The 25,950-nt window shown below is 56.5% G+C and carries 22 protein-coding genes and 3 pseudogenes; 15 read left to right on the top strand and 10 right to left on the bottom strand.

The genetic code is table 11. From position 1 onward, the window contains the following. Positions 1–22 precede the first annotated feature (22 nt). From RSAL33209_RS15470 to RSAL33209_RS15460, 3 genes are read left to right on the top strand one after another with little or no spacing between them, the layout of a single operon-like run. Positions 23–1,387, top strand: a complete 1,365-nt coding sequence (locus RSAL33209_RS15470) for an MATE family efflux transporter (protein WP_041684886.1) — start codon at positions 23–25, stop codon at positions 1,385–1,387. Between the two features lie 52 nt (positions 1,388–1,439). Beyond that, positions 1,440–2,033: a DUF308 domain-containing protein gene (locus tag RSAL33209_RS15465; RefSeq protein ID WP_012246853.1), complete on the top strand. Its 594-nt coding sequence runs from the start codon at positions 1,440–1,442 to the stop codon at positions 2,031–2,033. 40 nt (positions 2,034–2,073) lie between these two features. Further along, the gene (locus RSAL33209_RS15460) at positions 2,074–2,457 is read left to right on the top strand and encodes a hypothetical protein (RefSeq protein ID WP_012246852.1); all 384 of its coding nucleotides are present in this window, start codon (positions 2,074–2,076) and stop codon (positions 2,455–2,457) included. Position 2,458: 1 nt separating this feature from the next. Here the strand turns inward: RSAL33209_RS15460 and RSAL33209_RS17695 are convergent, their stop codons facing one another. Together RSAL33209_RS17695 and RSAL33209_RS15455 are read right to left on the bottom strand one after the other, a co-directional pair. Further along, a complete protein-coding gene (locus RSAL33209_RS17695) occupies positions 2,459–2,614 on the bottom strand; it encodes a hypothetical protein (protein WP_012246851.1) in 156 nt (51 codons plus the stop codon). A gap of 71 nt (positions 2,615–2,685) precedes the next feature. Further along, complete coding sequence (locus RSAL33209_RS15455) at positions 2,686–3,450, bottom strand: N-acetylglucosamine kinase (RefSeq protein WP_012246850.1); 765 nt, start codon at positions 3,448–3,450, stop codon at positions 2,686–2,688. A gap of 94 nt (positions 3,451–3,544) precedes the next feature. On the opposite strand from RSAL33209_RS15455, the gene RSAL33209_RS15450 reads away from it, so the two are divergent. From RSAL33209_RS15450 to RSAL33209_RS15440, 3 genes are all read left to right on the top strand, one after another. Further along, positions 3,545–4,531 (top strand): MurR/RpiR family transcriptional regulator, encoded by a 987-nt coding sequence (locus tag RSAL33209_RS15450; RefSeq protein ID WP_233494230.1) that lies wholly within the window; start codon positions 3,545–3,547, stop codon positions 4,529–4,531. After that, on the top strand, positions 4,524–4,667 hold the full coding sequence (locus tag RSAL33209_RS17690; protein WP_012246848.1) for a hypothetical protein: 144 nt from the start codon (positions 4,524–4,526) through the stop codon (positions 4,665–4,667). The genes RSAL33209_RS15450 and RSAL33209_RS17690 overlap by 8 nt, the downstream gene beginning before the upstream one ends. A 239-nt stretch (positions 4,668–4,906) precedes the next feature. Next, positions 4,907–5,980 carry an IS3 family transposase gene (locus RSAL33209_RS15440; RefSeq protein ID WP_012243778.1) on the top strand — a complete coding sequence of 358 codons (1,074 nt, stop codon included), beginning with the start codon at positions 4,907–4,909 and terminating at the stop codon, positions 5,978–5,980. Positions 5,981–6,227: 247 nt separating this feature from the next. Here the strand turns inward: RSAL33209_RS15440 and RSAL33209_RS15435 are convergent, their stop codons facing one another. The 3 genes from RSAL33209_RS15435 to RSAL33209_RS15425 all read right to left on the bottom strand — a co-directional run bounded on the left by RSAL33209_RS15435 (position 6,228) and on the right by RSAL33209_RS15425 (position 9,380). Continuing rightward, positions 6,228–7,262: a hypothetical protein gene (locus RSAL33209_RS15435; RefSeq protein WP_012246847.1), complete on the bottom strand. Its 1,035-nt coding sequence runs from the start codon at positions 7,260–7,262 to the stop codon at positions 6,228–6,230. 15 nt (positions 7,263–7,277) lie between these two features. Beyond that, the gene (locus tag RSAL33209_RS15430; RefSeq protein WP_158539329.1) at positions 7,278–7,988 is read right to left on the bottom strand and encodes a choice-of-anchor G family protein; all 711 of its coding nucleotides are present in this window, start codon (positions 7,986–7,988) and stop codon (positions 7,278–7,280) included. Positions 7,989–8,708: 720 nt separating this feature from the next. Then, positions 8,709–9,380 carry a TetR/AcrR family transcriptional regulator gene (locus tag RSAL33209_RS15425; RefSeq protein WP_041685982.1) on the bottom strand — a complete coding sequence of 224 codons (672 nt, stop codon included), beginning with the start codon at positions 9,378–9,380 and terminating at the stop codon, positions 8,709–8,711. Positions 9,381–9,525: 145 nt separating this feature from the next. Between RSAL33209_RS15425 and RSAL33209_RS15420 the strand changes: the two genes are divergently transcribed. From RSAL33209_RS15420 to RSAL33209_RS15405, 4 genes are all read left to right on the top strand, one after another. Beyond that, positions 9,526–10,908: a flavin monoamine oxidase family protein gene (locus RSAL33209_RS15420; RefSeq protein ID WP_267895952.1), complete on the top strand. Its 1,383-nt coding sequence runs from the start codon at positions 9,526–9,528 to the stop codon at positions 10,906–10,908. A gap of 6 nt (positions 10,909–10,914) precedes the next feature. After that, entirely contained in the window at positions 10,915–11,775 is an 861-nt protein-coding gene (locus tag RSAL33209_RS15415; RefSeq protein ID WP_012246843.1) for a universal stress protein, read from the top strand. A 38-nt stretch (positions 11,776–11,813) separates the two neighbouring features. After that, positions 11,814–13,340 carry an APC family permease gene (locus RSAL33209_RS15410; RefSeq protein ID WP_012246842.1) on the top strand — a complete coding sequence of 509 codons (1,527 nt, stop codon included), beginning with the start codon at positions 11,814–11,816 and terminating at the stop codon, positions 13,338–13,340. A 74-nt stretch (positions 13,341–13,414) separates the two neighbouring features. Beyond that, on the top strand, positions 13,415–14,119 hold the full coding sequence (locus RSAL33209_RS15405; protein ID WP_041684885.1) for a queuosine precursor transporter: 705 nt from the start codon (positions 13,415–13,417) through the stop codon (positions 14,117–14,119). A 69-nt stretch (positions 14,120–14,188) separates the two neighbouring features. Here RSAL33209_RS15405 and RSAL33209_RS15400 read toward each other — a convergent pair. Continuing rightward, positions 14,189–15,974: pseudogene (locus RSAL33209_RS15400) on the bottom strand (gamma-glutamyltransferase family protein). A gap of 57 nt (positions 15,975–16,031) precedes the next feature. Then, a complete protein-coding gene (gene tgt, locus RSAL33209_RS15395; protein ID WP_049759030.1) occupies positions 16,032–17,348 on the bottom strand; it encodes a tRNA guanosine(34) transglycosylase Tgt in 1,317 nt (438 codons plus the stop codon). A 225-nt stretch (positions 17,349–17,573) separates the two neighbouring features. Here tgt and RSAL33209_RS16720 point away from each other — a divergent pair, with 225 nt between their 5' ends. After that, the gene (locus RSAL33209_RS16720) at positions 17,574–18,818 is read left to right on the top strand and encodes a metal ABC transporter solute-binding protein, Zn/Mn family (protein ID WP_158539328.1); all 1,245 of its coding nucleotides are present in this window, start codon (positions 17,574–17,576) and stop codon (positions 18,816–18,818) included. A 152-nt stretch (positions 18,819–18,970) separates the two neighbouring features. Here the strand turns inward: RSAL33209_RS16720 and RSAL33209_RS15385 are convergent, their stop codons facing one another. Both RSAL33209_RS15385 and RSAL33209_RS15380 read right to left on the bottom strand, forming a co-directional pair. Then, positions 18,971–19,513 carry an NUDIX hydrolase family protein gene (locus tag RSAL33209_RS15385; RefSeq protein WP_012246836.1) on the bottom strand — a complete coding sequence of 181 codons (543 nt, stop codon included), beginning with the start codon at positions 19,511–19,513 and terminating at the stop codon, positions 18,971–18,973. Between the two features lie 87 nt (positions 19,514–19,600). Continuing rightward, positions 19,601–20,218: a hypothetical protein gene (locus RSAL33209_RS15380; RefSeq protein WP_012246835.1), complete on the bottom strand. Its 618-nt coding sequence runs from the start codon at positions 20,216–20,218 to the stop codon at positions 19,601–19,603. A gap of 405 nt (positions 20,219–20,623) precedes the next feature. Here RSAL33209_RS15380 and RSAL33209_RS15375 point away from each other — a divergent pair, with 405 nt between their 5' ends. Next, entirely contained in the window at positions 20,624–21,634 is a 1,011-nt protein-coding gene (locus RSAL33209_RS15375) for a glycerate kinase (RefSeq protein ID WP_267895951.1), read from the top strand. Positions 21,635–21,665: 31 nt separating this feature from the next. Next, a complete protein-coding gene (locus RSAL33209_RS15370) occupies positions 21,666–23,027 on the top strand; it encodes an amino acid permease (protein ID WP_041684884.1) in 1,362 nt (453 codons plus the stop codon). Positions 23,028–23,109: 82 nt separating this feature from the next. Here RSAL33209_RS15370 and RSAL33209_RS15365 read toward each other — a convergent pair. Continuing rightward, positions 23,110–23,373 (bottom strand): annotated as a pseudogene (locus RSAL33209_RS15365) (nitrate reductase); the annotation flags it as partial. Positions 23,374–23,397: 24 nt separating this feature from the next. On the opposite strand from RSAL33209_RS15365, the pseudogene RSAL33209_RS17325 reads away from it, so the two are divergent. Both RSAL33209_RS17325 and RSAL33209_RS15350 read left to right on the top strand, forming a co-directional pair. Further along, positions 23,398–24,664 (top strand): annotated as a pseudogene (locus RSAL33209_RS17325) (IS3 family transposase). Positions 24,665–25,350: 686 nt separating this feature from the next. Continuing rightward, positions 25,351–25,857 (top strand): GNAT family N-acetyltransferase, encoded by a 507-nt coding sequence (locus RSAL33209_RS15350; RefSeq protein ID WP_012246828.1) that lies wholly within the window; start codon positions 25,351–25,353, stop codon positions 25,855–25,857. The last annotated feature ends 93 nt before the right edge of the window (positions 25,858–25,950 follow it).

Below are 25,950 nucleotides of genomic sequence, written 5' to 3'. Positions count from 1 at the left end.
TTTCGTTGAGTACACTTCTGATGTGGATCCTGCCCATTCGCGATCTGCGGAGACTTCAACGCCCACCGGACCTGCCGGCATCGGCCGCCAAATCCTTCGCCTCGCGGTGCCCGCCCTGGGTGCTTTGATCGCCGAGCCGCTTTTTCTGCTCGCCGATGCCGCAATTGTCGGCCATCTCGGCGTCAACCAGCTGGCCGGCGTCGGACTTGCTTCGACTCTTTTACAAACCGCAGTGGGCTTGCTTGTTTTCTTGGCGTACTCGACCACCCCTGCAGTTGCCAGGTTGATCGGTGCGGGGCGGCATCGAGACGCGGTGGCGATTGGCCGCGACGGAATCTGGCTGGCTTTGGTTCTGGGCGTGGGCTTGGCAATTGCTGGCGTATTTGTTGCTGAACCGCTGCTGCAATTATTGGGCGCACGGGGCCCAATCTTGGCTGCTGGCACAAGCTACCTGCAGTGGTCTATGCCCGGCATTCCGGCGATGCTCATGGTGTTGGCGGCGATCGGCGTCTTGCGCGGCTTACAAGATACTAGGACCCCGTTGGTGGTGGCGGTACTCGGCTTCGCACTGAACGCGGGTTCGAACTGGCTTCTTGTTTACCCGCTCAACTTAGATGTGGCGGGTTCGGCCATTGGAACCTCGATCGCACAATGGTTGATGACCGCGGTGTACCTAGTCATTGTGGTTCGCGCTGCCCGGCAGGAGCGGCTGGCCCTAGCGCCAGACTGGCGGGCCGTGTTGTCGTTGACCTCGGTTGGCGGCTGGCTTTTCGTTCGCACGCTGAGCCTGCGTGCGGCCACTGTGGCGACCGTCGTCGTCGCTACCGGGCAAGGCCCGGACAACCTTGCTGCCCATCAAATTGCCACCAGCATCTTCTACCTCTTGGCGTTCGCGCTAGACGCATTGGCCATTGCCGCACAAGCGCTTATTGGCAAAGAGCTAGGTGCTGGCAACTTGCCATTAGTGCATGCACTCACCCGGACCATGATTCGATGGGGGATTGGCTTCGGAGTCTTGACCGGTATCTTAGTGCTGGCTGGATCGCCTTGGCTCGGTTGGATCTTTTCCACTGACCAGCAAGTGCACAAGTCATTATTTGCCGCGTTGATAGCGCTCGCGGTGTGCCAGCCAATAGCTGGATTTGTTTTCGTGCTCGACGGCGTATTGATGGGGGCCGGCGACGTCCGATACTTGGGTTTGGTCGGCATGGCGTGTCTTGCCGCTTATGCCCCCTTGCTGATTTGGGTGGCAATTTCCGGTCTACAAGGCCCAGTGGGGCTCGGCTGGCTGTGGGCTGCTTTTACTGGCGGCTATCTCTTGGCGCGCGCGGTTAGCTTAGGCTTGCGCGCACGCACGGACGCTTGGCTGTTGACCGGCGTCCGATGAGTGCCTGATGCGAATAGACTAATACGGCGGGCAATCAGTTATTGGAGGCAAAGTGACGTCGAACAATGCACAGGTCGGACGGCCGACGCCGGAACCGGGCCTTTGGCGACCTGTTCTGTTGCGTTCGCTGGTTGCGCTTGCCTTTGGCCTGCTGACTGTCTTCTGGCCAGATGTTCCTGCAGCCGCTGCCGGAGTCTACTTGCTTCTCACTGCTGCGGCGGTACTAGTGCTTAACATGAGTGTGCGGCACGGTTTGCAAGGCTCTGGCTTGTTATTGCGAATCGAATGCATTGTGCTGGCGGTATGTGGCCTTGTTTCACTACTTGCGCCCGGTGCTAGCACTTTGATTATCGGCTTGGCATTAGTGCTCTCCGGTGGTTTGGAAATCTTGCTTGGCTTCAAGTTCCGCCAACAGACTGTACTTGGCCGGGACTGGCTTATTACTGGCACGATCGCTGCGGTTGCTGGAATCTTGATTTTTGCCCTAGCCAATGGTTCGCCAAGAGCTCCCTTGGGCGTGATGGGTGGTTCTGCGGTGATCATTGGTGTGGCGCTGATTCTTGCCGCTTTGACTTACCGGACTGATGGCTCGCGCGGAGCGGCAAGCACCTTGAGTTCTGAACAGTCTCTACCGGGCGTAGAATAACTCGGGTGTTAAAAGAGTTGTCAAACTAGAAGGAGCGCTCGTGGCCGACCAAGAAGGCAGTGGCAAGAAGCTGCGAACCTCGGTCAAGGGACCCCTGATCTTCTCTGCAGTACTCGGATTAATCGCTGGCGTGATCACTACCGTGGTTGCCACTGGTGGTACTGGGCGGGACGCCAGCAATGGCCAAGCTCGCATTGTGCGCTTTGATCTTGGCCTGACCGCTTTTGCGATCACCTTCATAGTCTGCTTAGTAATGTGCGCAATGCTGGCGATGAGCTACAAAGAAAATCCAGAGCATTTGAGTAAGGGCTCCGGCGTGATTCTTCGTTCTGAAGACCGATTGAAGAAGAACCCGCCGGTAGCCGATTCAACGACTTCTGAAGCAGATCCCAAAACGGGAGCAACTGGGGACCCCGAGAGCTAATTCAGCTCGTTCGCAGTTCTTCTAATCTTCGCTGAATCTCGGAGAATATCGCGGCGTCCACCTCGATGCCAGCTCGACGCAAACTCAGGGAAGCGGCTCCGGCAAGGCCATCTGAAACCCCAATGATTTCGACGTCGGTGAGCTCTTGTTCTAGCACCCGGCGAACCGCAGATCCGGGTCAGAGAATGCTGCCACCCAGGATGAGGGGTAGGCGCGCTGAATCCGCCCCTACTGGACGAACAACGGCGAGACTGCGCAATACTCCTCGCCGGCGCGTTGAAGTATTCCTGCCGCCACTGAGTCGCCTTCAGCAGCAGCTTCGAAGGCAAGCGTCGCGAAGCTCGCAAGTTCGATGGGGCGCAGGCTATAAACCGCGATCAGCAGCTCCTGCAATTGCATCGGCCGACCTTCGTGCATCTGCTCGGTTGCCTTGACGCCTAATCGACTCAACATCGTGGGGACCATACTGCTGGGTGCTCCGCGTCCGTCGAGGGCGGCGGCGACGGCCTGAGTTGCGGCAAGCCCAATCCAGTACCCCGAGCCAGCATCGCCAAGCAGCCAACCTAGGCCGTCGGCGACGCGATCCGTCGAAAAGTCGATAACTCGGGCACAGATTGCGCCGGTGCCTGAGATTACTGCATAACCATTTGGATGATAAGTTCCGGACAAATACATGGCTAAAAGATCAGATTCGATCATTAGGTTTCCGCGAAGGCCGAGTTCTTGAAGTGCCGACTGGATTTTTTCCACTGGAACTTTGCTCGAACCTCCGGCCATCGCCAAGCTGACGCTCTCAAGCTGAGTCCCGGCGTCGGAAAGCCCAGCTAAAGCGAGCTTGGAGGCCTCAGAGATCGAGCCAATCGCCCTTTCAAAACCTGAAGAAACTGGGTTTCCGGGGCCAGATTTACCGAAGCCCAGGCAGGTACCTTGCTGATCAAGAAAAGTTGCTCGCGTGGACGTTCCACCAGCATCGATGGCTAAAAATAGCGGCATCGTAACCTACCTTTTACAATCTGCGACTTGACACACAATAGTGTATGAGAATAGTTTTCCAACAACGCTCATTTGCAAGAAATGGATTTTCATCGTGGATTTCGAGGGGTCAACCGCGACGCACTTCGCCGTCGACTCTGCCGTGGGCGTTGTCAACCGGCTCAAGGCGCAGCTTCCCGAAATGAGTGGCGCAATGTCGAAGATTGCAAGGTATCTCATTGAGAAGCCGCTGGCGCCGCTTGAGCTCTCAATCAAGGAGCTTGCGGATGAAACTGGCACGTCGGCGGCAACGGTAACTCGGTTCTGCCGATTGATCGGTTACACCGGCTATGCGCCGTTCCGGGTGGGTGTAGCTTCTGATCTTGGCCGCTCCGATGCCCGCGAATCGTGGAAGACGGATATTGGCCGCGCCTTTGGCCCAGACGACTCGCCGCGTGATGTGTTGAGCACGTTAATGAACGCCCATGCCCGTTCGCTCCAAGAGACCGCCGCGGTGCTCGATCTGCGTCTGATGAAAAACTTGGCTCGACGCATTGCGCTCAGTGAGCACGTAGATATCTATGGCATTGGCGGCAGCGCGGTGATGGCCAAGGAGCTGCAAAATCGGCTCTATCGAATTGGCATCCCCTGTCATCATTGCACCGAGGTGTACGCCGGATTGACCAGTGCCTCATTGCAGAACTCGCAATGCATCGCGATTGGTATTTCTAATACCGGGCGAACCGAAGAGACTATTCAAATGCTGCGGCAAGCGGGGCTAGCTGGCGCTACCACCGTCGCATTGAGCAATAACCCGAACTCGACTTTGGCCGAATCTGCAGATTTCCAGATCACCACAAGCGTGCATGAACAGTTTTTGCAGCCCGATGATCTTTCCGCAAAGCACGTGCAATTACTGGCGATGGATTTGCTGTACCTTCTGCTGGCACAAGAGAATTTTCCCCGAGCCACTTCGCAGCTCGCTGCTTCAGCAATGGCTGTTGCGCCCCATCGGCGTCCTGGTCGTGCAATTTCGGCAGCCGAACACATGGCGCGACTTACCCCACATTCCGTAGATCGAAAGAGGAAAAATCTTGCCTGAGAATACTGAAGAAAAGCAGCTAATGGCGGACTTCGGCGGTCAAGTTTCTGACCGCCTGAGCCGGCTTGCCGCATTTGCAGCCGACGGCGGACTGGACGACGCGGTTGCGCTGATTACCGAATCAGTGCGCAACTGAACCGTTACCGGTTTTATGCCGCTTCCTTTTGAGTTTGGAAGGAAGTATTGATGGTTATGAATCGGAAGTTTTCGCGGGAGGTTCGGGACAGGTCGGTGCGGCTGGTTTTGGATCATCTCCAGGAGTATCCATCGTTGATGGCTGCTTGTGCTGCTGTGGGCGGCAAAGTCGGGGTTGGGAAGGAATCCCTACGTCGTTGGGTGAGGCAGGCCTAAATTGATGCCGGGACCAGGGTAGGGATGTCCACGACGGAATCGGAGCAGGTACGTGCGCTCAAACGTGAGAATCGTGAGCTGCGTGAGTCGTTAGAGATTGTGAAGGCTGCGTCGGTTTTCTTCGCGGGGGAACTCGACCCCCGCGAAGCATTGATCAGGGGATTCATCGATGAACAACGCTTCCTTGGCTGGGCAGTCGAGGTGATCTGCAAGGTCCTGCGTGGCCAGGGCTTAACGGTCACTGCCCGGACCTACCGTAGTTGGAAGGTCTCCACCGCTTCGGTCCGGGACATGGCAGAGGCTTCGGTTATGGATGCGTTGCTAGGAACGGTAGGGACACCGGAGGGAATGTACGGGAGGAGGAAAATGACGGCTTGGCTGCGTCGGAAAGGATTCGAGGTCTCTTACCGGCAGGTGAACCGGCTCATGAGCTTGTTGAGTTTGAAAGGCCGGGTACGGGGCAAAGGTGTGCGCACCACGGTGCCGGACCGAAACCATGACCGTGCCCCGGATTTATTGGATCGGTGCTTCACCGCAGCTGGCCCAAATCAGCGCTGGGTTGCGGACTTCACCTATGTGCGCACCTGGGCAGGTTTCGTCTATGTCGCGTTCATCATTGATTGTTTCTCCAAGTACATCGTGGGCTGGAACATCTCCACGATCAAGGACACCGCCCTGGTGAGCACAGCACTCAGGATGGGCTTATGGCAGCGGACACGCACCAGGCATCCGGTCGCAGAAGGGCTGATCCATCATTCCGCCGCCGGGTCCCAGTACACTTCCTTGCATTTCGGGGAAACCCTGACTCTGGAGGGCATCGCAGCATCAATCGGCTCTGTCGGGGACGCCTACGATAACGCCTTGGCCGAGTCCACCATCGGCCTGTTCAAGACTGAAGCCGTCCGAGAAGATTCTCCCTTCCGCAACGGGCCGTTGAAAACCATCGATGAGGTTGAATGGGCCAGCTTGGCCTGGATCGATTGGTACAACAACGACCGCCTACACACCAGCATCGGAGACATCCCACCGACAGAACACGAAGTAGTGTATTACGCTAAAGAAACCATCCCGGCCCAACCGGTGCAGGGGCTCGCATAAAAGCGGCAAGAAACCGGTAACGGTTCAGCGTTAGCTGCTGCTTGTGCTGCGGCGTTTGCGTCAGCGTTAGCGGATGCCGAAGCGGATGCCGTGGCATTCGTATTGGCGTTTGCGTCTGCGGTGACGGTTAGTGGTGCGGTTTGGGCGTTGGTGCCTTGGTTTCCGACGACGGAGTATTCTCCGGGGGCGGATCCTGCGGGTACTGGCAGGCTCGTTGCAGGCAGTGTTCCGTCTGCGTTCGGGGTTACTAGTACCGGTGCGCCAACGTTGTTACCGGCCGGGTCCTTGAGTTGGACGGAGACCTGTGTTGCTGGGTCCCATCCGGTGCCGGTGACGCTGGTGGGCGTTCCTGCTGGGACGGTGGTCGGGTGACCGCAATCGTCGGAACTGCGGCAACAGTCGCACGTACCGTCGATGAAGCCAGGCTCACCTTGGCAAGGCCAGAGCCAGTACCATTAGGTAGCAGGGTCAACGAAAGTGCGCGGACTGTAAACGAGTCAGCGCCCAGGTCACCCGGACCAGGAGTAGCTAGTTTGGTCGGCTGTTCGTTGATGGTTAGTTGAACCAACTTGGCAAGAACCTGGTCGAGGATTGGCTTGATGGTGGTGAGTAGCGGTGCTGTCAAAGCATTCACTGCCGGAGTCAAGCCAGTGGTAACCGGGGTGATCGCGGTATTGACCAACGGCTGAACAATGGCGTTTACTGCTGCGCCAAGATCAAGCGGGCCAACGCTCAAGGTGGTGGTAACTACCGGCGACGTCGGCGGAACAGTGGTTCCGGCGAAGTCGGACAGCTTGCCCTTGATGAGTACGCCACCGTCGGCACAGGTGCCCCGTGGTGGAATACCGACACAGGCATTCAGGCCGATGTTCAGCGTCAGGTTCAGGTTGTTCAGAACCTGAGTCGTGGTGTCAGTGATCTTGGTGGTCAGACCAGAGATCGAGCTGCTGATTCCGTCCAGGATCGCCGTGATCATCTCAGCGGAGAGGACCTGGCTGTTCGGCGGCAACGCATTGATGTCGCCACCAGTGGGAGTCTCAGCGAGCAACTTAGCCAAATCGAGCTCGATCGAGCCGTCAGCCAAGTTGATCTTGATTGAGCCGGTCGCGTTCTGAATCGGGGTCTGCAACAGCTGAGTGGTGATGGTTTGGGCTGCAGTGTCCAGTCCATCAATCGTCGCAGTCGCGTTGGTGACCTTAACCGAGGCGGCAAGAATGTTGACATTCAAAGCGTTCTTCAACGTGGTCAACAAAGTGTCGACGGCGCCGCCGCCGGTCTTCACAATGTCGCCTACCGGCTAGATAGCCGTGTTGATCGCCGTCGTCAATGCTGCGGACAACTTAGCAACTAGCGGGCTGCGCAGTTTGAGGTTCAAGCCGGCGAAGACGTACTTGGAAGTAATCGCCGTGCCGGTTTGGTCAGCCTGTGATGCCAGTGCACCAAGCTCTACCCGTGCTTGGTCGAGGATCTCATTGGTCAAACCGGCAATGCCCAGCTGGCCGAACAACGAAGTCAGGTCGACATAAGCCGGGTTGGCACCTACGCCGCTGCCAGGGCTGACCTGGATTGCGCCGTCTGCGCCGACCAAGCCGGAACTAGCACTTGACTTGGTGCCGCTGGGGGAGGTGCTGTAGCTGTTGAGCGCGCCAAGCGCACCCAGGTTCAGCAACCCGCCATTGGTGCCATTACCAATCAGGGGAAGCGTAAGGCTACCAAGATTGACATTCTCATTGACGAGAAGTCCCAGATTGAGCGGCGTGCTACTCGGCCCGGGATTAGAGGGGTTGCCGGTGTTGGTGAAGCCAAGGTTGGCTACCGGAATGTTTGCGAAGAGATCGCTACGCAAAACTTGCGCTTGACCTTCGGATTGATCCGTGGGTACAGCAACGGCAGTGCCGGCAAGCGGCAAGGCCACAAGCGACGCCGCTACTGCTCCACTGAGAAGTTTGGCGGCCAAGGCGCCGGGCGAACTGCCCTGGCGCGCTCGGCGCTTCTGAAATGTGTTCAAGTTATTTTCCCTCGAATCTAACTCTGCTGAATCTGGTTTCGCGTTTGGCGCAGACTCGCATCGAGTAGAACTCAAGGTCATCCATCACCAACCGCCTTTATGGCGTACTAGCAGCACACGCGCACATAAATGCAGATATGCCCCAAGTTATGGAAAGAGTATTCCCAAGTATTGATCCCAGCAATGGGAGGAAAATTAGTCGTAATTCGCCGCTGACCAGCTATTTAGCCTTAGAGAAAAGACTTGAGAGAAGGAGATTTTGCCGCCCAAACCGAGCGCTGCATTCGCAAGAAGAAGCGTGGCACACTATCGCCTCGATCGAGCTGAGGTCGCGCGATGCGGCTAGAGTTATTGGGGGAAAATCGTTGAATTTGCTGTTAATCCGCGGAATTTGACCAAGGTTTCCGATTGGTTATCCGTGGCTGGCTGAGACTACTTACCGGTAACGTCAGCGACTAAGGCGATATTTTAATTCGATTTCGAGTAGCCTTTTTGTCCGCAAGACACTAAAAGGCAATGTTGCGTAAGTTTTTTTCATATTACGAAGCGCGTAGATTAATAGCTGCCTGGGTCGAGCAAATCCATTTAATTACCCCGCTTGACGCAAATAACTATCCATAAGATATAACAAAAACGAGAAACATAACTATTCGGTTAGCCAATTTATAGCCTAATGGTTATCTAAATAGAGCCGATCAACCAGATGTGATCTGGGACATGTCAGGTAAAGGCTTCCCGAGATTTCAATCCGACGATGATTGCATCTAGTCCCATGGCAAAGGCTCGCTCGGCGTTGTAGCGACCGAAGAAGTTTTCTCTAGCTTGCACCGCAGTGGAGAAAAATGGCGCCTCCGGTGCCAAGCTTCCGCAGTCAAAGATCTCTTCTGGTGCGTTGACATCAAAGGCTGCGCCGTAAATATAGGACTCGAGCACCACGATCGCGTCCACGATGTCTTGTTCTAGCCAGCCATCATTTCGGAAGCCCTGCGCTACAGCTTCATAGATCCGCAGCGTTTGCGGGGAATCGGTAACTGGCTGCACGGCAATGATTGGAATAAGTGGGATATGCGCGGCAAAGACGTCGCGATACGCGCGGGCCCACGCCCGAACGGCGTCGTCCCAGCTCTTATCTTGAAATTGACTCACGTCGATATGGGACATCAGGTGATCCTGCACCAAGCTGAGTACATCCTGCTTTGAGCGCACATGATTGTAGAGCGCGGATGGCGCTACCTTCAGCCTTTGGGCCAGTGCGGACATCGTGAGCCCTTTGTAGCCGTCTGAGTTAATCAGCGCCAACGCGGCTTCGGTGATCCGGTCCGGCAAAAGAACTGCCTTAACAGGCCTGCCTGCACGTCTCCTGGCGGGTTGATCTGCTATCGGTTCGGCCATGATGCCCCTTTCGACCCAATCGATTATTGCATCCATCGATCAAGGGGATCTTCCGCTTTCGGTTCGAAAGGCGTAAGCTGGCTCACTAAATGAATATAGTTCATTTACTATTTATCGCACGGTGGCGCCGTGCACCGCCGAAAGGATCGCAATGAGCACTTTGAGCACAGACGTCGTCGTCGTTGGAGCAGGCCCGTCAGGCCTGACTACTGCTTGGCGGCTCAAGCAAGCAGGCTATAACGTCGTGGTTCTGGAAGCTCGAGACCGCGTCGGGGGCCGAACTTGGACGAACACTATCGACGGGGCTGTGCTGGAAATTGGTGGCCAGTGGGTATCGCCAGACCAAACCGCACTCAAATCCTTGTTGACGGAGCTGGGACTTGAAATGTTTGACCGCTACCGGGACGGCGATTCGATTTATCTTGCTCACGACGGTGGCCGGACACGTTATACCGGCGATATGTTTCCCGCTTCAGAGCACACCGTCGCTGAGATGGACCGGCTGATCGGTATTCTGGACGGTTTGGCTGCCGATGTTGGCGCAACCGCACCATGGAGCCACTTTCGGGCGCGCGAACTCGACACAATCTCCTTTTATCATTGGCTGCGGCAGCACTCTGACGATGAAGAAGCTTGTAACAATATTGGGCTTTTCATCGCCGGTGGCATGCTAACTAAACCCGCACATGCTTTCTCTACGCTGCAAGCAGTGCTGATGTCTGCCTCGGCCGGTTCGTTTAGCAATCTGACTGACGAAGACTTCATTCTGGACAAGCGGGTAATCGGCGGCATGCAGCAGGTCTCGGAACGTCTAGCCGCGAAGTTGGGCACCGACGTTCGGCTTAACTCACCGGTCCGAACCATCCGCTGGACTGAGGACGGGGTCACTGTTGAGGCCGACGGCGTCGTCGTCGAAGGACGCCGGGTGGTGATGGCGGTACCGCCCAACCTTTATTCAAGGGTTTCTTTTGATCCGCCGCTTCCGCGGCGTCAACATCAGATGCATCAACATCAGTCGCTGGGCCTAGTTATCAAGGTTCACGCGGTGTATGAAACGCCATTCTGGCGGGCTGATGGTCTCTCCGGTACCGGCTTTGGTGCGGACGAGCTAGTTCAAGAGGTTTACGACAACAGCAATTACAAAGATTCACGCGGTACGTTAGTTGGCTTTATCTCTGACGAAAAAGCTGATCACGTTTTCGAGCTGAGTGAAGTTGATCGGCGAGTCCAGATATTGAAGTCGCTAGCCAACTATTTGGGGCCACAGGCCCAGGAACCGGTGGTCTACTACGAATCTGATTGGGGATCGGAAGAATGGACGCGTGGCGCTTACGCCGCCAGCTATGACTTAGGCGGCCTGCATCGTTACGGTGCCGATCAGCTCAAACCGGTGGGTCCGATTCACTGGTCATCTTCAGATCTGGCCGCGGAAGGCTACCAGCATGTTGACGGCGCAGTACGGATGGGTGAATACACCGCAAGCAATCTTGTTGACTCGCTGAAGTCGTCAAAGACCGTGACGGTCTGAGCTCCGATGCGATATGTAGTGGGGTGCACCGCCAATGCACAGGGCGCAGGGGCACTGAATTTGGCCGTCGCGCTAGCTAAGCGGCAGCGTGCAGAACTTGATCTCGTCTTGGTGCTGCCGCAAGAGTCGCCATTCAACGCGAGCTATCCGCCGGCGCCGGGATATCAACGTGCCTTGCAACAGCAAGCTGGCAGCTGGCTTGATGAAGCACTTGGCACGCTTCCGGCAGACATCGTGGCTAGAGGGCATTTACGCTTCGCTGAATCCGAAGCAGAAGCACTAAGCGCGGCGGCCATTGAGTTTGAGGCAAGTCTGCTGCTCGTCGGTGCACCCAGTCATGGCTTGTTCAAACGGTTCACCATCGGTAGTACGGCGAGTTCGCTACTGCATTCAGCCACGGTCCCGGTAGCGCTGGCACCTAGCGGATACCAAGAACGCGAGCCGATCACTCGGCTCAGTTGTGCAGTAGGTACCCGAGCAGGAGCCGACGACGTTTTGCGGCTCGCGCTCGACTCAGCTGAACGGCAGGGCTTGCCCTTGCGGTTGATCTCGCTATTAGCACTCGATCAAACTGATGATTCTGCGGACGTGCAGTTGCAGCTTGCGGCGCGGTCCTTTCTTCAGCGCAAACTCACTGAGGCACTTTCTAGCCGCGCGGCGTCGGAAGTTGAGGTCGAAATTGTTGTTGCACAGGGACGCAGCATTGAGCAGGCCGTGGACGGTCTGGACTGGGATTCGGGTGAGGTACTGCTGATCGGCTCGAGCCGACTGGCCCCGGGACGTTCGCTCTTCATCGGCAGCACGGCTCAGCGTATTCTTCGAGCCCTTCCGGTGCCAATGATCGCGCTTCCGCGCGGTCAGCAATAGACCTAAATAGATCTCACTGTAGAAAACAAGAGGGTGATATGAGCGAGACAAAGACGTCCGTGATTGGTTCAGGACTCAGCGAAAAGGGCCTCAAAGCCGGCTCTGTAGGACTTTTAGGCGCCGTGGTGATTGGTATTTCCACTATTGCACCGGCCTACACACTAACCGCGGCCCTTGGTCCCACGGTTTCAGTGGTAGGCGTGCACCTGCCAGCAATTTTCCTGATCGGCTTTATCCCGATGATCTTGGTGGCTTTTGGTTACCGTGAGCTCAATAACTCAATGCCGGATTCTGGTACTTCGTTCACCTGGGCTAGCCGGGCTTTCGGCCCGTGGATCGGCTGGATGGGGGGCTGGGGATTGATTGCCGCTACCGTGATCGTCTTGTCTAACCTGGCCGCCGTCGCCGTCGACTTTTTCTATCTACTGCTGGGCCAAATCTTCAGCAATCCTGAACTCGGGGAGCTGCGGCACGTACTTTGGCTGAATATTTTGACCACCTTCATTTTCATCGCGCTGGCGTGCTGGGTCTCTTACCGGGGCATGGAGACCACCAAAGCAGTGCAATACATCTTGGTGGGATTTCAGCTTCTGGTGCTGGGCTGGTTCGCTATTTCGGCCTTTGTGCACGTTTCTGCTGGAAGCGCATTCGACGCCACGCCGATCTCGGCCGAGTGGTTCAACCCGTTTGGCGTGAGTTCGTTTACGGAGTTTGCCGCTGGGGTCTCGCTTTCGATCTTCGTTTATTGGGGCTGGGACACCACCTTGACCATGAACGAAGAGATGAAAAATCCGAAAAAGACGCCGGGCTGGGCGGCAATGCTTACGGTATTAATCATTGTGGTTATCTACATGACGGTTGTTTTGGCCACCTTGGCTTATGCCGGAATTGGCGACACCGGCCTAGGCACAGGGAATCCGGAGAACCAAGCCAGCATCTTTGCCGTGCTTGCCGGGCCAGTAATGGGTCCGTTTGCGATTCTGATGTCTTTGGGGATTCTCTCCAGCTCTGCCGCTTCGCTCCAATCAACCTTCGTCTCACCCGGCCGGACGCTGCTAGCGATGGGGCATTACCGCGCTCTGCCTAAATCGCTGGGCAAGATTAGCCCCAGCTATAAATCACCGTCGACGGCGACTCTGGCTGCCGCGGTGGCCGCAGCTGGCTTCTACGCTCTCACCAGAATCGTCTCCGAAAATGCTCTTTCTGACACGGTAACCGCCTTAGGCATGATGATTTGTTTCTACTACGGCATCACTGCATTGGCGTGTGTCTGGTTCTTCCGGCGAACCTGGTTCGAGTCAATACGGTCCTTCAGCTTCCGCCTGCTGCTGCCGCTGCTTGGTGGCATCATTTTGCTCTTGATGTTCGTCAAAACCGCGATTGATTCCATGGATCCGGCCTATGGCTCGGGTTCAGAAATCGGCGGTTTAGGTCTGGTTTTCATTTTGGGCATTGGCGTTCTCTTGCTCGGCGTAGTGCTGATGTTGGTCATGTATGTCCGCGATCCGGACTTCTTTCGCGGCAAAATTCTGCACCGCGGCGCAGAAGAACGTAGTCGCGCGTAGAATAGTGCGCGGCCTGGGTGCAGACGGGCTATCGGATACTCAGCCCGAAAGGGCCCAGCTTAAAGGATTTTTCCGTGTCACCCACCGCACCCCTTGATTCCGCACCCCGTTACGCCGCTATTGGCAGCAGATACTTTGGTATCTTGCTCGCGATTATGGGCGGCATTGTGATTCTGTCTGGGATTGGCGCTGTCAAAGGCGTGCAATTTGGCCAGATTATTACCGATGGCGGCTTCTTCCTCTTCCCGTTCGCCTACATCCTTGGTGATGTTATTAGCGAGGTCTACGGGTTCAAGGCAGCACGTAAAGCGGTCTACACCTGTTTTGCGCTCTCGATCTTCGCTTCCCTTTGCTACTGGATCATCATCATCTTGCCCGGCTTCGACGACGACTTTGGCCATCAGAAGCAGGCTGCGTTGGAAAGCCTGCTGGGGCCGGTACCGCAATTGGTAGCCGGTTCATTGATCGCCTTCCTAGCTGGCCAGTTGCTCAATTCGTTCATCATGTCCCGGTTCAAGGCGCGGCAAGGCGAAAGGCGGCTTTGGGTGCGACTCCTGGGCTCCTCTGGCGCTGGTGAATTTGTGGACACGCTAATTTTTTGCGCGGTGGCTGCGCCAATTATTGGCATCACGGACTTCGGCGGATTGGTTAACTACACTGTGGTCGGGTTCGTCTACAAGGTTGCCCTGCAGTATCTCTTGGTGCCAGTGACCGCGCTGGTGATTGGTTGGATCAAAAAGCGCGAGCCGAGCTACGGCCTAGACGCAGCAACTGCCTAGCCTGCACAGATATTGGTTGGAGCCGCTGAAATTTCCGCGGCTCCAACCAATATCTGTACGCAAGTGGCTTCAGCGCCCGGCGGCGTAGCCTTGCATGCCGCGTGGATTTGCTGCGGCGTATAGAACGCCGTCGTCAGCACTTCCAGCCACCGAGAGTCGACCCAGCGCCCAATCGCCGGCCCGGGTTACCACGTGGCCACGCCGTTCTAGCTCGGCAATGACTTCGATACCCAGCCGATTTTCGACGACGGTGCCACCGGGCTCCCACGTCCGCGGCCAGAACGAGCCGGCTAACGAGGTGGTATGGAACGACGGCGCATCGATTGCCTGTTGTGACTCATAGCCGCCCACGATAGTGCGCAAGAGGTACAGCAGCTGCCACTGATCTTGCTGATCACCGCCGGGCGAGCCTAGTGCGGCAACAGCTTTGCCGTCCTTGAGTACCAAAGTTGGTGTGAGCGTTGTCCGTGGCCGTTTCCCTGGCTGGAGAGTCGCCGGACCGCCATCTTCAAGCCAGGTCATTTGCAACCGAGTGCCCAGGCAAAAGCCAACTTCGGGTGCATACGGTGAGCTCTGCAGCCAGCCACCAGAAGGCGTTGCGGAAATCATGTTTCCCCAATGGTCCACCACATCAAGATGACAAGTATCGCCACGAGTTTCGCCAGTTGGCCGCACTGTCGGCTCACCAACTCCCGCAATGGTGTAACCCATGCCGGAAGCGGCATATTCGGTCCGAAGTGGCGGAAGGAAGGCTTCGATCTGATCAATTTCGCCCGGCTTGAACTCATGACTCGCCTGCTCGGTGATGAGCTTTCGGCGTCTGTCCGCGTACTCCACTGAGAGAAGTACCTCAAGCGGAATATTATTGCTGTCGCCATAGTAGGCGTCGCGATCTGCATACGAAAGCTTCTGCGCTTCGAGGATTGTGTGCACTCCGAGCGCGGTCGAAGGATCTAATTGCTCATCGTCAAAGCCGTCGAGAATTCTTAGCGTCTGTAGTAGCGCGGGGCCCTGGCTCCAAGCGCCAACTTTGACCACGGTATGGCCGCGGAATTCGATGCTCACAGGCTCCTCATACCCGGCTTCGAAAGATTGGAAATCAGCGGCGGTAATCACGCCGGCATGGTCTGAGCCCGAAGAGTGCCGGTGCGGTTGTTTTGCGAAATCCGCCACCGCCTGAGCGATATCACTGCGCCACAAGGCCCGGGCCGCCTCGATGCTGGCAACCCGATCGGCGTTTCCGGCTGAGGCGAGTCGCTGAAGGGAGTCCGCCCACGCCTCGTTGCGCACCAACTGGCCAGGCTGCGGAACCTTGCCGTCGGGTAGCCACTGCGCAGCCGACGTCGGCCAGTGCTCGTTGAAAAGCTCTTTCACCGTGCTGATGGTGCGGCACACGCCGGCGGCTACCGGGTGACCATCGCGCGCGTAGTCAAGTACCTTGGCCAAGGCCCAAGTGCCATGGTCGCGCAATAAGATCAGCCATGCGTCGACCGCGCCGGGCACGGCGGCTGCTAGCGCGCCGGAGCCGGGCACCAGATCTAGTCCTTCAGCTAAGTAATGCTCGCGATTGGCTGCCGCGGGCGCTGGCCCCTGGCCCATCAGAACCTTCGGCGTCGGATCATTCGCCGTGACGAAAATGCCGGTCATATCCCCCACCTGGCCCGTTGAGGTGCGGTTCCACAACATGCAGTACAAACGCCGCCGCCGTTGCCGCATCAAAAGCATTTCCGCCGCGCTCCAAAACAGATTGCGAGGTGGCTGTAGCTAGCCAATGCGTACTGGCGCTCATGCCAAAGGTGCCGCGAAGAGTTGGTCGAGTGCTGAAATCCGGTGCAGGAGTGAAAGGCAGGGTCATACCGCCAATCTACGCTGATCGCCGGGGTTGGTGAGCAGGAACTGCTGGTGTTTTCGCTTAGGCGGAGTAGTAATTCGTCAAAGTCTCGTCCTTGAATTCGAAGAATGAACCGTCCTCAATAGCTAGCCGTGCGTCGTCGACCATTTTGACCACGAACCGCTCATTGTGAATGGAAATCAGCGTTGCTGAAATCATCTCTTTGGACTTGTAGAGGTGGTGGATGTATGCCCGGCTGTAATTGATGCAGGTGTAGCAATCGCAGCCGTCCATGAGCGGGCCAAAATCGCGCTTGTACTTTGCGTTTGAAAGGTTTTTACGGCCGAACGGCGTGTAGAAAGCAGAGTTTCTGGCGACTCTGGTGGGGGAGACGCAGTCGAAAGTATCGGCACCGTTTTCGATCGCGACAAAGATGTCATCCGGTTCTGAGATGCCTAACAAGTGCTTCGGCTTATTTTCGGGCAGCTCTTCGCAGCACCAGCGCACAATCGTGCCCAGATTTTCCTTTTCCAACGCGCCACCCAGGCCAAAGCCATCAAACTGCATGCCGTCGATGTCCATGCCGCCAAGATCGCGGGATGCCTTGCGGCGCAAGTCCTCATATTGAGCACCTTGAATCACGCCGAAAAGGGCTTGATAAGGCTTAGTTTCACGTTCTACAATCAACCGCTGATGTTCAGAGATGCAGCGTTCGGCCCACAGCCGGGTTCGTTCCAATGCTTCTTCTTGGTAACCGCGCGAGTTGTGCAATGTGGTGAGCTCGTCGAAAGCAAACATCACGTCCGCACCCAGCTGGTGCTGAATCTGCAGTGAAACTTCGGGGGTGAAGCGGTGCTTGCTACCATCTAGATGTGACTTGAACCAGACGCCGTCGTCGTCGATGTGCGCCAAGCGTTCCTTGCCGGGGGCAACTCGGTCATCCGCGCCGCTTTGATCGATATTCACCATATCGATGACTTTTTTGAAGCCAGACCCCAGACTCATCACCTGGAATCCGCCGGAGTCGGTGAATGTGGGGCCGGACCAATTCATAAACGACCCTAGGCCGCCAGCTTGGTCCACGATCTCCGGTCCGGGCTGCAAGTAGAGGTGGTAAGCGTTAGCGAGCAGCGCCTGCGCGCCAAGCTCTTTCATCGATTCGGGCAGCACTGCTTTGACGGTCGCCTTGGTGCCTACGGCAATAAAGGCCGGCGTCTGAATCTCACCGTGCGGGGTGCTGATGGTTCCGGTGCGGCCTAGGAACTCGCCGCCGTCGGGTTTTTCGGCGCTCTTAGTTGGCGACGTCTCGCTGAGTTTGGAGCCGATGGTGAAGCTGAAATCTGATTGAGGCACCTGTCTATTCTCGCAGCCCAATCCGTTTCGGATAGCCAGACGCATCTGCGTTAGGCAGAACATCCGCATCCTGGCTAACGCAGATGCGTCTGGCTATCCGAAACGGGTGCGGAGCGAATTGTTAATGCAAATGAGAATCATTAGTGGTTAGACTGGCTTCGTCGACTAGTTAGAAAGCTTCCGATGCCCCGCTCCTATTTCGTACGACTCCGTCGTGCTCGTTTCGCCACGCTCGCAGTTTGCGCTGCGGTCGCTTTGAGCGGTTGTGCCGTGACTAGCACCTTCGACGCTGAAGACTATCGGCTCAAGGTGGTTACCACCACGGGAATCATCGCCGACTTAACCAGGAACGTGGCTGGTGACCGAGCAAATGTCTTGGCGCTTGTGCCAGAAGGTGCTGATCCGCACAGTTACGAACCCAGCCTTCGCGATGTGCGCAATATTGCTTATGCGGATTTAGCTTTCACAAATCACTTGCTGCTCGAAGAGCACAATTTGATCAAATCCCTCGATGCGAACCTCCGGCCCGGGATTCCCAACATTTCACTCGCCGAAGCCAGCGAAAAGTATGGCGCGCACATCATGCCGCTGATGGAAAACCTGACCTTGAACACCATCTGGCCGGGGCCCTCAACCGGCACTATCTATAACGACGACAGCAGCTATTTCGACGACCGAAACAAAGTGGGTCTGGATTGCTCTGGCTTCATGCGCTGGGCCTGGTACGAAGCCACCGGCGTAGATTGGGGCGGCGTTGCCACTGGCGGTATGGATAGTGCTTTGACCTCACACAAGTTCAGCCGGGTCACCAACGGCGCCTATCAAGCTGGCGATGTCTTCGTATACAACGGACACACCGCAATGAACTTGGGCGGCGGCAAAATGGTGCAAGTCCAAGGTGATATTGAAGGACTCAACGTCAGAGCCTTGCGGACCTCCGGTACCACCGGGGTCTATCGCTACACTGGCGACGGCGGCACCCCGGTGCCGCCGGGCAATAATCCGCCTGATCCCAATTCAGTGCATATTTGGGCCAATGGTGTGCGGATCCGGAAGGGACCGAATACGCAGAGCGATGTGGTAACAACCGTCAGCGACACCTACACGCGCTTGAGCTGCCAGGTCCGTGGGGAAAAGGTCACCGCTGAGGGTTACACCAACGATATTTGGAGTTTTTCGCCGGGGCTTGGTGGCTACGTCAACAACATCTATCTTTCGGGGCCAGCCGACTTTGGCTTGCCAAACTGCAGCGGGGACACGCCGCCACCGGCTGGCGGCAAGACTATTCACATTTGGGGTACCGATGTGAATGTTCGGGCCGCGGCCAATACGTCTAGTACCGCAGTGAAGACCGTGAGCGACCAAGACGCTACCTTTAGTTGCCAAGCTCGTGGTCAAGAAGTCCAGGATTCTGGTTACACGAACGACATTTGGAGCTACTCGTCCGCATTGGGTGGCTACGTCAGCAATATTTACCTTAAGGGACCGGCCGATTTTGGCTTAGCTACCTGCTGATTCGCTGCGCTCCTTCGAGCGTGCTGCTTCGGTACTCCCGGTTTCGGATAGGCAGACAGCTTTGCGATAGCAAGATGACGTGCATTCTTGCTATCGCAAAGCTGTCTGCCTATCCGAAACCGGGATGACGGGGGGGATGAACCCCCGTTGGGTTAGGCCGGGTTGAACCCGGCGAATGCCAACGCTTGCTTCACCAGCTCGCCGCGTCCGCCGTCGAACTCGGCTTGTACCAACGGGCTCAACACTTCCTGCGGAGTCATCCAGGTCAACTCCAGCGCGTCTTGGCGAGGTGAACACTCACCGGTCACTGGAATCACGTAGGCCAGTGAAACCGCGTGCTGCCGTTCATCGGTAAATCCAGTCTGCGACGGCGCGGGGAAATACTCGGCCACTGTGAACGGCACTGGGCTGAGCGGAAGTTGCGGCAAGGCAAGCGGGCCAAGGTCTTTTTCAATGTGACGCATCAGCGCGGCCCGGATTGTCTCGCGGTACAACACACGGCCCGAGACTAAGGAGCGGATCATGCTGGCATCATCGTCAGCTTGAAGCAGCAGCCCGACTTCGTTGACGTAGCCAAGCGGGTCCAAGCGGACCGGCACTGCCTCGACATAAATCATCGGAAGTCGGCTGCGTGCCTCGTAGAGGTCCCCTTCGGAGAGCCAGCCTGGATTCGGATCGGGGGTGCGAACGGTCATGTCTCATTTCTACCCGATGAAGCTCAGTATGTTGCACTTTGCCGTCTCTGATCCGCGTGCGCCCTCGTCGCACCGAGATGAAGTGGCTCAATTCGAATCGCGGTCCAGCCGGGCAGCTTGCGGGGCCGTGCCAGAAGGTGCGGTATATCCATACTGATCTGGCTGGTCTTCTTCGTTAACCCAGATGGTGGGCCCGGTGGGATTACTTGGCTGGTCTGCGAAATCTGGATTCGTTATGTGTAGCGTTCGGCCATAACTTTCATCAATTAGATGCGCATCGATGCCTGCGGCGAGTAGCCTTTCCAACAACTCCTCCACCTTGCCGTGATAGCCGAAACCAAGCGGACCGTGGGCTGCTGTTTTAGCAAAGTGCGCCATGATTTTTCCACTATTTTTAGCGGCGAAATCCGCGATGTGACCGTTGTCTGCAGTTTTCAGTAGCCGCGCGCCGATGTTGCTGAGGTCGGTTATTGCCGCCGGAACATCGGGCGTTAGCCAGAGCATATTTACGCTTAACCGGCCATCCGCAGCCGGGTCAGACTCCAGAGGCTCTGCAGTATTGACGAAGAAGCTCAAACCATCGCGGTCGCGGACTTCTACGCTAGTTTGGTGCTCTCGATGAACGATTTCGGCGGCAGTGCCATCGGCCACGGTTCTGCTCGCGAAAATCTCAAGATCACGGACTTCGAAGCCCAGTTGAGCCACGCCGTCCTCTTTTTAGCCAACCGGGACTTGACGCAGTGTAAGGCGGCCAGAGCCGGCGTCGAACTGGTAAGTATTTTCGGTTGAATTGCGCCTCGTCAGTCCCAGCGCATCGAAGATTGGCAAAAATTCTTCCACACGCGACGTGTAGTGGATGGGGCGAACGCGAAGCATTAAGCGATTCCTTCGTGAACTTCGCGATGTATGCACTTGCCGATGAACCCTGCTGGCAAATACACGTTGAGCTGGATTTTAGCTTCCGGCATTTAGGAATGCTAGCAAATCAGCCCTTGGCTGCAAAGCACAATTCAACGAGACGCCCGCGGGTGCAAAGATGGAGCTATGCGCGTGTTGATTGCCCCGGATAAGTTCAAAGGAACGCTGAGTGCGGCCGAAGCAGCGTAAGCCATCGCCGAAGGGGTATTCCGGGTCTATCCGGATGCCGACGTCGATCTTCTGCCCATGGCCGACGGCGGCGAAGGTACGGTAGCGGTAGCGGTAGCGACTGGTTTTGAGGAACGTCTTACCGCGGTGGTTGGCCCAATCTTGAAGCCAACTGGAGCGGTCTGGGCGATCAAAGGCACGACGGCGGTCATTGAGACTGCGCAAGCCAGCGGATTCCTCCTCACGGATCAGACCCCTGAACACGCCTTGCGTGCACACAGCTACGGATGCGGACAATTAATCGCAGCGGCATTAGACGCTGGTGCCACAGAAATAGTTTTGGGACTGGGCGGTACCGCAATGACCGACGGCGGTACCGGTGCACTGCGCGCTTTGGGTTTGAAACTGCTGGATCGGCACGGCGCATTGCTGCCGTTAGGCGGAGGTCCTCTGGCTGAGGTTGCGGCGATTGATATCAGCGGTTTAGACGCCAGGCTGACTTCTGTGCAGATCAGATTGGCAGTAGATGTGGAGAATCCGCTGAGCGGTCTTGATGGTGCGGCATATGTTTTTGCACCGCAAAAGGGTGTCGATGAAGCCGGGGTGGAGCTACTCGACGTGGGTCTTCGCAACTTGGCCTCGTTGCTGCGCCAGGAAACCGGTGCAGATGTTAATGTGCCTGGCGCGGGTGCAGCTGGTGGTTTCCCCGCAGCTTTCCTGGCGTTTGCCGGTCAGCACATTGGCTCGGTTGGCATCGAATCGGGTGCTTCGCTGGTGGCCGAGCTAGTGGGTTTGGAAGCACATATTGCCGCGGCGGACCTCATGGTTCCTGGCGAGGGCCAGATCGACAAGCAATCGCTGGCTGGAAAAACTCCGATCAGCGTGGCCAAAGCTGCGCAGGCTCAAGATAAACCAGTAGTGCTGGTTGCTGGGCAGTTCAGCATTGACTTCGATGAACTTGCGGCGTTTGGTGTGGTTGCAGCTGCCTCGACGGAAGGGGAAGGTGTAGACGAGGGGAGTAGGGTGGGGTGCTGATTGCGACCCCTTGTCCGTATGGAGAACCCCGATGAATACCCCAGCGAGTCCAGAGCTGGCTAAATCGCTCAAGCCGCGGCACCTTTCAATGATCGCGATAGCTGGCGTCATCGGCGCCGGGCTTTTCGTGGGATCAGGTGCCGCCATTCAACAGGCCGGGCCGGGAATCCTGGTCGCCTATGCGGCCGCCGGCCTTGTGGTGATCTTCGTGATGCGGATGCTGGGCGAAATGGCCGCGGCAAATCCGGAAACGGGCTCGTTTTCCGCCTATGCAGATAAAGCTTTTGGTCGCTGGGCAGGGTTTAGTATTGGCTGGCTCTATGCCTGGTTCTGGATCATCGTGCTGGGCATTGAAGCAACCGCTGGTGCAGCAATTGTCCATCGTTGGGTCCCCGATATTGATCAGTGGGTTTGGGCGCTGATCCTCATGGTGCTGCTCACCGGGACGAACGTGTTCTCTGTGAAGTCATTCGGCGAATTTGAATTCTGGTTTGCGTCGATCAAAGTTGCGGCGATCGTGGTCTTTTTGGTCCTCGGCGTACTCGCGATTTTTGGTTTAATGCCAGGCGTCGCCGCTCCGGGACTGAGCAATCTCACCGGTCAAGGCGGCTTCTTTCCTAGCGGACCCGGTGCGGTACTCGCTGGTATTTTAGTAGTGGTGTTCTCGTTCTTCGGAGCTGAGATTGCCACGATTGCGGCTGGTGAATCTGCAGATCCGGCTACCGCGGTCAAAAAAGCGGTTCGCTCCACGGTTTGGCGGATTCTGGTGTTTTACATCGGCTCGATTGCCATCGTCGTGACGCTTTTGCCTTGGAATGATGCCAACGTGGCGAAAAGTCCGTACGTTGCCGTGATGGAGCTTTACGGCATCCCCGGCGCTGGGACGATTATGGACGTCGTCGTGCTAGTTTCAGTGCTTTCTTGTTTAAATTCCGGTTTATACACGGCCAGCCGAATGATCTTCTCGCTAGCGCAACGTGGTGATGCGCCGAAGGCACTGCAAAGAATTGAGCGCAGCGGTGTGCCCCGTTCCGCAGTGCTCGCCTCCACTGTGGTCGGCTTTGTCACGGTTGGTCTAAACCTGTTTTACCCGGACACAGTGTTTCTGTTTTTGGTGAACACCTCCGGTGCGGTGGCTTTGTTTGTTTGGCTCGCGATTTCCGTCTCGCAGTTGATATTGCGACAGCGGATGGGCGCGGCAGCAAAAGATCTGCCGCTCAAGATGTGGTTCTTCCCGTATCTGCCCTGGATCACGATGTTGGCGATTATCGCGATGCTCGTCGGCATGTTCGTGTTGGATGCGAACCGAGAGTCCGGCATCATCTCGGCAGCGCTCGCCGTCGTCATGATCGGAATTGGCGTGTTCCGGCAACGTCGGGCAAACAGCCCCTAACCCCCACCTTCCTAACCGTCGAGTGTCGACTTGTGGCTGGTTTTGCGCGCGAAAACCAACCACAAGTCGACACTCGACGGAGTTAAAGGGTGCTGAATGAGGAGCGGAGCTTCGTGAGGCTGTGCATGCCGTGATAGATCACCAGTGCCGCCGCAGTGCCCAAGGCGATGCCGGCGAACTGCAAATCGCCGATGTTCCAGGTGTAATTAGCAATGCCAATGATCAGTGCGACGGCGGCCGTGGTCAGGTTGACCGGATTGCCAAAATCGACCTTGTTCTGCACCCAAATCCGCACACCCAAAACGCCAATCATGCCGTACTGAATCGCCCCGGCGTGTCCGGAGACTTTCTTGTTTGAGAGGATCAGGACATGGCAGGGAAAACTACGACACGGTATCCGCAGGAGTTGAAGGATCGTACGGTGCGCATGGTGGCGGAGATGGAGGGTGCGTCTTCGGAGTGGGCGGCGATGCAAAAAGTTGCCCAGCTTTTGGGTGTGGGTGTGCCGGAAACGGTGCGTAAATGGGTCCGGCAAGCCGAGATCGATGTTGGTACTAGAACTGGAACAACGAGCACGGAATCGGCCGAGCTGAAACGGTTACGGCGTGAGAACGCTGAGCTGAAACGGGCGAACGCGATCCTTCGGAGTGCTTCAGCTTTTTTCGCGGTCGAACTCGACCGCCACAACACTGATCGTGAAATACATCAAGGACCATGCCGGTCACCGCGAGAATAATGGATTGCGGTGGGGTGTCGAGTCGATCTGCCAGGTGCTTACTGGGACGGGGTGAAGACCACCCCGTCCCACGTACTACGAATGGGTGGATAAAACACGATCTCACCGAGAACAACGTGATGAGGTGCTCAAGCCCGTGATCCAGAAGGTGTATGCCGCTAATTACGGGGTTTACGGCACCAGGAAAGTCTGGTTGGCGATGAACCGTGAAGGTGTGCCGGTGGCCAGGTGCACGGTAGAACGGCTCATGGGGTTACTTGGCATACAGGGTGCGGTCCGTGGCAAGGTCAAACGCACCACGATCAAAGACTCGAAGGCGGCCCGAGCGAAGGACTTGGTCCGCCGTGATTTCACACCAACGGCACCGGATCGGCTATGGGTAGATGATTTCACCTATGTTTCGACCTGGTCCGGGTGGGTCTATGTTGCCTTCGTGATCGATGCTTACTCTCGGAGGATCCTGGGCTGGTCAGCGAGTGCTTCTATGAACACCGTGCTAGTGCTCAACGCAGTTAATCAGGCAATCTGGAGTCGTGAACGGGCCGGGGCTGAGATTTCCGGGGTGATTCATCATCACGATGCCGGGGCTCAATACGCCTCCTTGGCCTTCACCGAACGCCTGGCCCAGGCCGGTATCCGCCCCTCGATCGGTTCTGTGGGTGATAGTTACGACAACGCCTTGGCGGAAACCATCAACGGGCTTTATAAGACCGAGCTGATCAAACCAGGCAAGCCCTGGCGGACTCTAGAAGAAGTCGAAATCGGCACTGCTGAATGGGTCGATTGGTACAACCACCGAAGGCTCTACCAGTACTGCGGAGACATCCCACCAGTAGAGCTAGAAAACCACTACTACAATCACTACCAGAGCACGGCAGCCGCCGACAGGCTCATCGTCTGAGAAACCCTCCGGACACGCCGGGGCGATTCATTGCGCCACGACTGGTTGGCTTTGGAATCACGCCAGAGCACGCACCGTTCTTTGCGCGACGTGCAACTAACCCAACGTCGCAAACTCAGCAGCCGCCAACCAGTCTCAGCAGCCGCCAACGAGTCCCACCCGCTCGGTGACTGACGCGCAGCACACAACGTGAGCGCTCTGGATGAGTTACTTCAAGCTCCCAAAGTTCATACTCAGCCGAAGTAGCGCCAGCGCCCTCACGAAGAAAACCAGATAATTTGAATGGTCTCCGGCGCCCGGCAACCACGTGATAAGTCTCACCACGCCATCGAAGTTCAATCGGCCGACTACCTGGACCGCAAGAAATTTCTACCGACTCACTAAAGGTGTTCATGCAACGCCGCCTAACTGCCACCGGGCCCCATCGCCTGAAAATTCAGTCAGTCGATCGCTCATTTCGAGAAGAACAATAAGCTGATTCGAATATATATTCGAATCAGCTTATTGTCGAGTGGTAGGCAAAGTTGCGCTTACTCAGGGTTTTCCCAGCTTGTAATAAGAAATTTGAATAGCGATGAAATCCATTGCCGTCTAGCATGGCAGTAGAGTCCAATGGCGCTACTCTGCACAGCTAACGGAACCTTGGGAATGGAATCAAGGTCCGATCCCAACAGAAGGAGCGATCCATGATCAGCAAAGTTACCCTGATTGCGCGGACCTCTCCCCTGCCAACTGAACTAGATATCACGACTCGAAGCTTGAGTACCGAGGATATTTCGGCATTGGGCGAGTTGTACTTCAGCGCTTACGACGCCGGTTTCGGTGAGAAATCGGTCGAGGCCGCAACCGCAGATATTACCGATACCTTCGCAGGGAAGTATGGAAATTTTCTTGCGGACATTTCGCAAGTTGCACTTGACGAGTCTGGCAAGATTATTGCCGCAGTGCTGGTGGTAGAACGTTCTGCCGAAGATAACAGCCCTGAAGTTCCTTTGTTGATTGAACTTTTCACCGACCGTGACCATCGCAGACGGGGCCTTGCTGAACGTCTGGTGGTCATTTCCAGCGATCTGCTGTTCCAGTCTGGACATCGGGAAGTCTCAGTCCGCGTTGACGACAGCAACTCGGCTGCATTAGCGCTGTATCTTTCGCTGGAGTTTCGCCGCGCAGAAGCTGACGAAGATCAAGATTAGTCATTCGCTCAAAGTTGCGTCTTCCTGGTGCTACGTCGGAATACTTGAGGCCCTTGCCCGGTTAGGAATAACTGAGGAAGTCGCACCAAGAAG

Source organism: Renibacterium salmoninarum ATCC 33209 (assembly GCF_000018885.1).
GTDB classification, from domain to species: Bacteria; Actinomycetota; Actinomycetes; order Actinomycetales; family Micrococcaceae; genus Renibacterium; species Renibacterium salmoninarum.
This window is presented reverse-complemented; position numbering and strand designations above follow the sequence as displayed.

Bases quoted from the DNA above. Each gene is read 5' to 3' on its own strand.
- RSAL33209_RS15350 (WP_012246828.1), top strand. From the start codon at position 25,351: ATGATCAGCAAAGTTACCCTGATTGCGCGGACCTCTCCCCTGCCAACT.
- tgt (WP_049759030.1), bottom strand. From the start codon at position 17,348: ATGCGTCTGGCTATCCGAAACGGATTGGGCTGCGAGAATAGACAGGTG.
- RSAL33209_RS15410 (WP_012246842.1), top strand. From the start codon at position 11,814: ATGAGCGAGACAAAGACGTCCGTGATTGGTTCAGGACTCAGCGAAAAG.
- RSAL33209_RS15415 (WP_012246843.1), top strand. From the start codon at position 10,915: ATGCGATATGTAGTGGGGTGCACCGCCAATGCACAGGGCGCAGGGGCA.
- RSAL33209_RS15440 (WP_012243778.1), top strand. From the start codon at position 4,907: ATGTCCACGACGGAATCGGAGCAGGTACGTGCGCTCAAACGTGAGAAT.
- RSAL33209_RS15425 (WP_041685982.1), bottom strand. From the start codon at position 9,380: ATGGCCGAACCGATAGCAGATCAACCCGCCAGGAGACGTGCAGGCAGG.
- RSAL33209_RS15385 (WP_012246836.1), bottom strand. From the start codon at position 19,513: ATGACCGTTCGCACCCCCGATCCGAATCCAGGCTGGCTCTCCGAAGGG.
- RSAL33209_RS15370 (WP_041684884.1), top strand. From the start codon at position 21,666: ATGAATACCCCAGCGAGTCCAGAGCTGGCTAAATCGCTCAAGCCGCGG.
- RSAL33209_RS15455 (WP_012246850.1), bottom strand. From the start codon at position 3,450: ATGCCGCTATTTTTAGCCATCGATGCTGGTGGAACGTCCACGCGAGCA.